The organism is Phenylobacterium sp., assembly GCF_030693805.1.
GTDB lineage: Bacteria > Pseudomonadota > Alphaproteobacteria > Caulobacterales > Caulobacteraceae > Phenylobacterium.
Window position 1 is genome coordinate 1 of sequence record NZ_JAUXZW010000356.1, and the last position, 7,411, is coordinate 7,411.

9 protein-coding genes are annotated in these 7,411 nt (G+C 67.0%); 4 read left to right on the forward strand and 5 right to left on the reverse strand.

Going from position 1 to position 7,411, the window contains the following annotated elements:
• Positions 1 to 419: calcium-binding protein (locus Q8M88_RS14245; protein ID WP_371132720.1), on the reverse strand; the 419-nt coding region annotated here is incomplete at its 3' end.
• Positions 420 to 977: 558 nt separating this feature from the next.
• On the opposite strand from Q8M88_RS14245, the gene Q8M88_RS14250 reads away from it, so the two are divergent.
• Positions 978 to 2,102, forward strand: coding sequence for an acyl-CoA dehydrogenase family protein (locus Q8M88_RS14250; protein WP_305597820.1), 1,125 nt, complete (start codon positions 978 to 980; stop codon positions 2,100 to 2,102).
• A 6-nt stretch (positions 2,103 to 2,108) separates the two neighbouring features.
• Here the strand turns inward: Q8M88_RS14250 and Q8M88_RS14255 are convergent, their stop codons facing one another.
• From Q8M88_RS14255 to Q8M88_RS14270, 4 genes are all read right to left on the reverse strand, one after another.
• The gene (locus Q8M88_RS14255; protein ID WP_305597821.1) at positions 2,109 to 2,327 is read right to left on the reverse strand and encodes a hypothetical protein; all 219 of its coding nucleotides are present in this window, start codon (positions 2,325 to 2,327) and stop codon (positions 2,109 to 2,111) included.
• 137 nt (positions 2,328 to 2,464) lie between these two features.
• Positions 2,465 to 3,469, reverse strand: coding sequence for an NADP-dependent oxidoreductase (locus Q8M88_RS14260; protein WP_305597822.1), 1,005 nt, complete (start codon positions 3,467 to 3,469; stop codon positions 2,465 to 2,467).
• Positions 3,466 to 3,882: a DOPA 4,5-dioxygenase family protein gene (locus Q8M88_RS14265; RefSeq protein ID WP_305597823.1), complete on the reverse strand. Its 417-nt coding sequence runs from the start codon at positions 3,880 to 3,882 to the stop codon at positions 3,466 to 3,468. The genes Q8M88_RS14260 and Q8M88_RS14265 overlap by 4 nt, the downstream gene beginning before the upstream one ends.
• A 94-nt stretch (positions 3,883 to 3,976) precedes the next feature.
• Positions 3,977 to 4,954, reverse strand: coding sequence for an alpha/beta fold hydrolase (locus Q8M88_RS14270; protein WP_305597824.1), 978 nt, complete (start codon positions 4,952 to 4,954; stop codon positions 3,977 to 3,979).
• A 221-nt stretch (positions 4,955 to 5,175) separates the two neighbouring features.
• On the opposite strand from Q8M88_RS14270, the gene Q8M88_RS14275 reads away from it, so the two are divergent.
• The 3 genes from Q8M88_RS14275 to Q8M88_RS14285 form a co-directional block, all read left to right on the forward strand.
• Positions 5,176 to 5,895, forward strand: a complete 720-nt coding sequence (locus tag Q8M88_RS14275) for a class I SAM-dependent methyltransferase (protein WP_305597825.1) — start codon at positions 5,176 to 5,178, stop codon at positions 5,893 to 5,895.
• A 55-nt stretch (positions 5,896 to 5,950) separates the two neighbouring features.
• Entirely contained in the window at positions 5,951 to 6,973 is a 1,023-nt protein-coding gene (locus Q8M88_RS14280; protein ID WP_305597826.1) for a glycosyltransferase family 2 protein, read from the forward strand.
• Positions 6,974 to 7,076: 103 nt separating this feature from the next.
• The coding region (locus Q8M88_RS14285; RefSeq protein WP_305597827.1) for an NAD(P)-dependent oxidoreductase at positions 7,077 to 7,411 on the forward strand (335 nt) is incomplete at its 3' end.

Below are 7,411 nucleotides of genomic sequence, written 5' to 3' on the forward strand. Positions count from 1 at the left end.
CCTTGACCGCCATAGACGGTGTCGCTTCCCGCGCCGCCGACCAGGCTGTCGTTGCCGGCGTTGCCCTGCAGCAGGTCATTGCCTGCGCCGCCGTCGAGGGTGTCGTTACCCGCGCCGCCGAACGCCGCATCGCCGGTGGCGGCACCGGTGAAGCCGTCGCCCGCCGTGTAGCCGATGTACAACAGCGTGCCGTCCGGCATCACCACGTTGCCCGCCTGGGCGATCGTCGCGACATTGGCGCCGAAGGTCACCGAGCGGGCGCCGATGGTGATGGTGATCGTGTCGCTCTCAGTCGGGGTCGCCGGATTGTAGACGACCGTCACAGCGCTCGCCGTGCCGCCTTGCACGATCACGTTGTCCGTCGTCGCAATCGCCAGGGCCTGCGCCGCGCTGATCGTCTCATAGATATAGGTCGCCAAGGGTCGCTCCAATGCATTCGACGTTGACCCACGACGGCTTCGATCCCGCTCGCTTAAAGCGCAGGGGTTCGACCCATCGATCAGGTGATCTGAAAGAATCGTTCGGTTGTTAGACCGACTGAATTACACGTAAAGTGCAGTTAGTCTCGTGAATATTTAGTTAATGCGTCCGATCATATTTGATATTCCAATGTTATTTGATAATAATATTTGAATCTCATCTAACGATTTTACCAACTAAGTTACAATATTCGTTGGTCTACACCATCTCATGCAAATGAATTCTAGGGATTGATCGGCGAAAAGCGCGTGATCAGCGGGTTGTTTGTAGTGAAGAATTTATCGCAACGTGGAAGGGCGCCGGCCCCACCTCCATCGGCTCTTACCCGGGGCCGCGGAGCGAAGGGATCGCGACGCGATGACTTTGTGCAACCTGGGCGGGTTACGCGACACGCTCTGGGGCCTTGTCACTAAACGAGTTGACCAACAGGTGTGTAAGGCGCGAGGACCAACTCTGGCGCGGGTTCGCCCATCCTGGCAGCGGTTCGGAGCATCGTCATGAGGAACGTCTTTCGCGAGGACCACGAGCAGTTCCGCGACCAGGTCCGCCGGTTCGTCGAGCGCGAGATCGCGCCTCACCACGCCCAGTGGGAGCGCGACGGCGTGGTACCCAGGAGCGTCTGGCGTAAGGCCGGCGAGAACGGGCTGCTGTGCGTGGCGGTGCCCACCGAATACGGCGGCGGCGGCGGAGACTTCGGCCATTCCGCGGTGGTCATCGAGGAACTGGCGCGCGCTGGGGCGACAGCGCCCGGGTTCACCACCCATTCCGAGATCGTCGCCCATTACATCCTCTCGTACGGGAGCGAGGCGCAGCGGCAAAAGTGGCTGCCGGCGATGGCGTCTGGCGAACTGATCGCGGTGATCGCCATGACCGAGCCCGGCGCCGGCAGCGACCTGCGCTCGATCAAGACCACCGCCCGGCGCGACGGCGACGACTATGTGGTCAATGGCGCGAAGACCTTCATCACCAACGGCTTCAACGCCGACCTGGCGGTGACGGTGGTCAAGACCGACCCGGAGCGCCGCGACCTGACGCTGATCTGCGTCGAGGCGGACCGGGCGGGCTTCAGCAAGGGTCGACGGCTGGAGAAGATCGGGCTGAAAGGCCAGGACACCGCCGAGCTGTTCTACGCCGACGTGCGTGCGCCCGCAGAGAACCGCCTGGGCGAGGAGAACCAGGGCTTCGCCTACCTGACCAACCAGCTGGCCTGGGAGCGGCTGATCATCGCACTTCGGGCCGCAGCTTCGATCGAGACGTTGCTGGAACAAACCATCGCCTACACGCGGGCGCGGGTGGCGTTCTCCAAGCCGCTGTTCGAGATGCAGAACACGCGCTTCAAGTTGGCCGACGCCAAGGCCCGGGCGACGATGCTGCGGGTGTTCATCGACCATTGCCTGGGCGAGGTGATAGCGGGCTCGCTCTCCGCCGAGGAAGCCGCGATGGCCAAGCTGCTGGCGTCGGAGATGCAGGGCGCGTTGCTGGACGAGTTCCTCCAGCTGCATGGCGGGTATGGCTTCATGAGCGAGTACGACGTGGGTCGCGCCTGGGTCGACGCCCGCGTCGCGCGCATCTATGGCGGTACGTCGGAGATTATGCGCGAGATCATCGCGCGCTCGTTGTAGGGCCGCCTAGCCCTCGGTGCGGGCCTTCCAGCGGAAGGCGTCCAGCGAGGCGATCCGCAGCGGCGGGTGGCGGCCGTCCTCCAGCCAGAACCCGTCCTCGGCAAGCGCCTTGACCCGGTAGATCGGCATGCCGCCGGCGTCGACCGAAAGCCTGTCTCCCACCTGGACCGAACGACTGGCCGCGGGGTCCAGCAGAACCCAATCGACCGCGCGAACGCTACTCATGACCATCGCCTCGAATTGCACCCGTCCCGATTGGACGGATCGAGCGACAGGATGCGCGTTCCACGCTGAGGCGAACCTGAGCCGACGATTTAACCGCCGTTCAGGTAAGCGCGCCCGGCGATGGCGCGCCTTCAGGCTCAGCCGATGCGCACCGCAGCCTTGCCGCGGTTGCGTCCGGCCAGGAGCTTGATCAGGGCGTTCGGCGCGCTTTCCAGCCCGTCATCGACATCCACAACGGGTTTCAGGCGGCCCTCGGCGATCCAGCCGGCCAGGCGGCGCTCGGCGATCTCGCGTCCCGCCAGATAGTCGAGGACGATGAAGCCGCTCATGCTGATCCGCTTGCTGATCAACAGGCCTGGGATCATTGGCGAACCCTTCGGCGGGGCCGCGTCGTCGTAGCCCGAGACCGCCCCGCAGCAGGCGATGCGGCCGCGCTGGTTCATCGACAGCAGCGCCGCGTCCAGCACCTCGCCGCCGACGTTGTCGAAATAAACGTCGACGCCATCCGGACAGGCGGCGCGGATCTGACGGCGCAGGTCGCCGGCCTTGTAGTCGACAGCGGCGTCGTAGCCGAGCGCCTCGACCAGCCAGCGGCATTTCTCTTCACCGCCAGCTACACCCACCACGCGGCACCCGGCGATTTTCGCGATCTGTCCGGCGACCGTGCCTACCGCGCCTGCCGCGGCCGAGACCAGCACCGTATCGCCCGCACGGACCTGCGCAACGTCGAACAGGCCATGGTAGGCGGTGAGACCGGTGATGCTGAGCACGCCGATCAGATGGTCCAGCGACTGGCTGCTGTCGCGCTTGGTCAATTCGCCAGCCGGCGCGACGGCGTAGTCCTGCCAGCCCAGCATGCCCTCGACGAGGTCGCCGGCCACGAACCCGGGACTTTGCGACGCGACCACCTCGCCCAGGCCGAACGCGTGCATGACATCGCCCGGCATGACCTGTTCGCGATAGGTGCGCCCCTTCATCCAGGCGCGCTGGGCGGGATCGATGGAGAGCATGCGATTGCGGACCAGCACCTGTCCGGGTCCGGGCGGTGCGACCGGCGCCTCACCCCAAGCGAACACGTCGGGCGACAGCGGGCCGTCGGGGGTGCGGCTCAGCACCCAGTGGCGGTTGGTCAGCTCGGTCATGGGGTGTCCTGCAGAATCGTCGGTTGGGTGTTGATCTCGCCGGCGTCTTCCGGTGCGCCGGTCTCCGGCAGCACGTCGGCGTGGATGTGCAGCCGACGGCCGATCCAGATCGCATCGATGATGTGGTCGCGTCTCGGGTTGTCGGTGTTGGGGTGGATCAGGATGCTCAGGCCCGCGTGGTTGAGCATCAGGAACGGCACCAGGCTCGGGGCGACGTCGGTGTTGAACGCCACCTGGTACATCGACTGGTCGTGCGGGCCGATCTTCGCGTCGTGCCAGCGTCCCAACCGGACCGGGAACCGCTCGCCGATGAAGCCGCGCAGGCGCTCCGCCGCGGCGCGGGTCTCGGGTTCGAAGTAGATGTGCGCGTGATAGCTGGCGATCTCGCTGATGTTGCGCGCTGCGTCGGTCATGCCCGTCATCCTGGGATTGTGCAGGGAAGCTATCGTTTAGTTGACCGCTGATCGGCGCCACCCTGGGCGGCGATCGGCCGCTAAGCTTGCGGAGCTAGGCCTCCCAGCCTGCCAGCAGGGCCCGGATCGCCGAGACCAGGGCAAGCGGCTGATCGACCATGATGTGATGCTGGGCGCCCGGGATCTCGATGCGCACCGTGTGCGGCGGGAACAGGTCAGCCTGCTCGGGCTTCACGACGCGCGTCTCCGTTCCGACGATATGGGCCAGCGGCAGGCTGATCGCCGCCACAGTGTCGGAATCGGGGATGACTCCGGCGCGATCCAGCTTGTCCCACCAATTCGGATCGAACCGCCAGGCGAAGGCTTCGGCGTCGTTCGGCGCTGGCGTGAGGCCGCGGCGCGCGATCAGGTCCACGGCGCAGGGGAAGACAGCGGTCTGCGGCGGCATGAAGCGGAAGCGCACCAACGCCATGTCGAGCGCGGGATAGGTGATCGGCGGGCGGAAGAAGGCGGGATTGACCGGCTGGGTCGGCGCTGGCGGTCCGCCGAAACCCACATCGACCAGGATCGCGGCCTGCATGTGCTCGGGGTGGCGCGCAGCGGCGTAGTGCACATGCATGCCGCCCAGCGAATGGCCGATGTAGATCGGGGCCTTGCCACCCTCGTAGAGCCCCGTCGCGCGCGCAACCGCTTCGGCGTCCTGCACGAAGTCGGCGAAGGCGTAGCGCTCACGCCAGTCGGACCCGCCCATTCCGGCGACCGACATGGCGCAGACCCGATAGTCGTCGGCGAAGAACGGCGCGATGAAGCTCCACCAGTCCGCGTGCGCGGTGTTGCCGTGCACGAACAGCAGGCCGGGCTTGCCGGTCTCGCCCCAGGTCAGGGTCTCGATCTTCGAGCCCAGGGAGTCCACGAAGCCGCGTTCCGGCTCGCGCGCCAGCGCGTCCTTGAACCATTGAGGCGCCGGCGGCTCGGCGCCCTTGAAGGCGGCCAGCGGGGCCAAGGCCTCGGGCGAGGGCTGATTAGTATCGGCCAGGGCCGATTTCTGGACGGGACGCCTGTCATAGGCCATCGAGATCGCCCTCCTCTCTCGCGCCTGCCTCTGCTCCATCGCACATCGCGAGGTCGGGCTGGTCGCTGGATCGACTATAGAACCGAGCCAGGCCGACGATCCATCCGCCATCGACGCCGACGCCCGTCTTGCGCGGGCTTCGCGAACACCGGATTAGTCCGGTCCGGCGAAGGCGCAGGGACTTCGGGCGGCCGAAGCTCTGCGGAAGGAGCAGCGAGCGCATGGAAGCCGGCGAATACGCGCTGATGGACGAGCAGGAAGGCGCGATGTGGTGGTATCGCGCCCTCCACAAGCGCTTGATCGCCGCCCTGCGCCCGGTGCGCGGACGCGTGCTGGACGCCGGGTGCGGTACGGGAGGTTTCCTGCGCGCTGCAGGTCAGGCGCGTCCCGATCTGGCCCTGAGCGGACTGGAATGGGACGCCGCTGCGGCGGCGCGCGCCATGGCCAAGTCCGGCGCGGCGGTCGCGCGTGGCAGCGTCAACGCCCTGCCCTTCGCGTCCGGCACATTCGACGCGGCGATCAGCGCCGATGTGCTCTGCCACGCCCAGGTGGATCCGGCGGCGACGCTCGGCGAACTGCGCCGCATTTTGCGCCCCGGCGGGGTGGTGGTGGTCAACATGCCGGCCTACGACTGGCTGCTGTCGGCCCACGACCACCGCGTGCACAACGCCCGGCGGATGGACGCCGCCCAGGTGCGCGAGATGCTACAAACGGCCGGATTCGTGCGCGTACGCACGCGCTACTGGAACAGTCTGCTGCTGCCGATAATGATTCTCGAACGAAAGATCCTTAATCGGGGAGAAGACGCCGACTCCGACGTCAAAGCCTACCCGCCGCTGCTGAACCGTGCGCTGCTGAGCGTACTAGATATGGAGCAGGCGGCGCTACCGGCGCTGCCGTTTGGCGGGTCGGTGATGGCGACCGCGGAGCGGCCAGCCTGATGCGCGGCGCGAGCCTTGCATCGCGGCGCACTGATGTTGAGGCGATGATCCGCAGATGACGCGCAATGCTGCGACCAGGGACGGCGCCGGACGCTCGCCCGGCCTTTCCATCGTTGTGCCGGTGTATCGCGGCGCGACCACCGTCGGCCGGCTGGTCGAGGCCTTGGCCAGGCTGCGCCCAGAGGGCGGGCTCGAGGTGGTGCTGGTCAACGACGGCAGCCCTGATGAGAGCGACCAGGTCTGTCGCGCACTGCTGGACCAAGCCCCCGTCCCGATCATCTATGTCGAGCACGCGCGCAACTACGGCGAGCACAATGCGGTTATGACCGGGCTGCGGCACGCCCGCGGCCGCTACGTGATCACCATGGACGACGACCTGCAGAACCCGCCTGAGGAGGTGGTCAGGCTCTACGACCATGCCCGCAACGGCGGCTGGGACGTTGTCTACACGCGCTATGCCAAGAAGCAGCACGCCGGATGGCGCAATCTGGGCAGCCGGTTCGCCAATCTCGTCGCCGACACCCTGCTGGACAAGCCGTCCGGCCTCTACCTGTCGTCGTTCCGCTGCATGTCGGCGCTGACCGCCGAGGCGGTGGTCCGTTATCAGGGCCCCTACCCCTACATCGACGGGCTGATCATGCAGTCCACCCAGCGCATCGACAGCCTGGAGGTCCAGCACCTGCCGCGCGCCGAGGGGGATTCGAACTACACCGTGACCAGGTTGATCCGCCTGTGGCTGAACCTCGCCACCAGCTTCTCCCTGATCCCATTGCGGCTGGCGATCTTCGCCGGCGCGACCATGGCCGCGCTGGGCGCGTTAGGCGCGGTGGCGGTGATCGTCGAAGCGCTGGTCACCGCCAACCGGCCGTCGGGCTGGGCTTCGACCATGGTCGTGCTGCTGCTGGTCGGCGGTGTGCAGTCGATGATGCTGGGCGTCATCGGGGAGTATGTCGGGCGCACCTTCCTGTCGGCCAACGGCAAACCTCAAGCGACCATCCGTTCGGTGGAGCACGCCGAGCCGCTGCGCGCGACCGCTCCGTCCGCCGCCGCCTCCGCGCGTCAGCCGGCGACGCGCTGACGGCTCCAGCGCAGCGGCGTTCTCTGTTCATTTAGGGGCCGGGTCCTATACCGGCGCGAGCGTCCGGCCCTCGCGGCGTGGACCCACAAGACGGGCGAAGACGATGGATTGGACGGGCCGCAAGGTTCTGGTGACCGGGGGCGCAGGTTTCCTGGGCTCGAACTTGTCGCGAGAACTGGCGCGACAAGGCGCACGCGTCACCGCGCTCGACGGCTTCCTGTTCGGCGGCGGCGCCAATGTCGCCAACCTGCGTGACGCGCCGGTCGAGTTCGTCCAGGGCGACATCCGCGACCTCGACCTGCGGGTGCTGTGCGAAGGCTGTGAGGTGATCTTCAACCTGGCCGCCCCGACCAGCCACATGGGCGGCCAGGCCGACCCGCTGGCCGACCTCGCGGTCCACGCCGTCGCCCAGCTTCGGTTGATCCAGGCGGCGCGCGA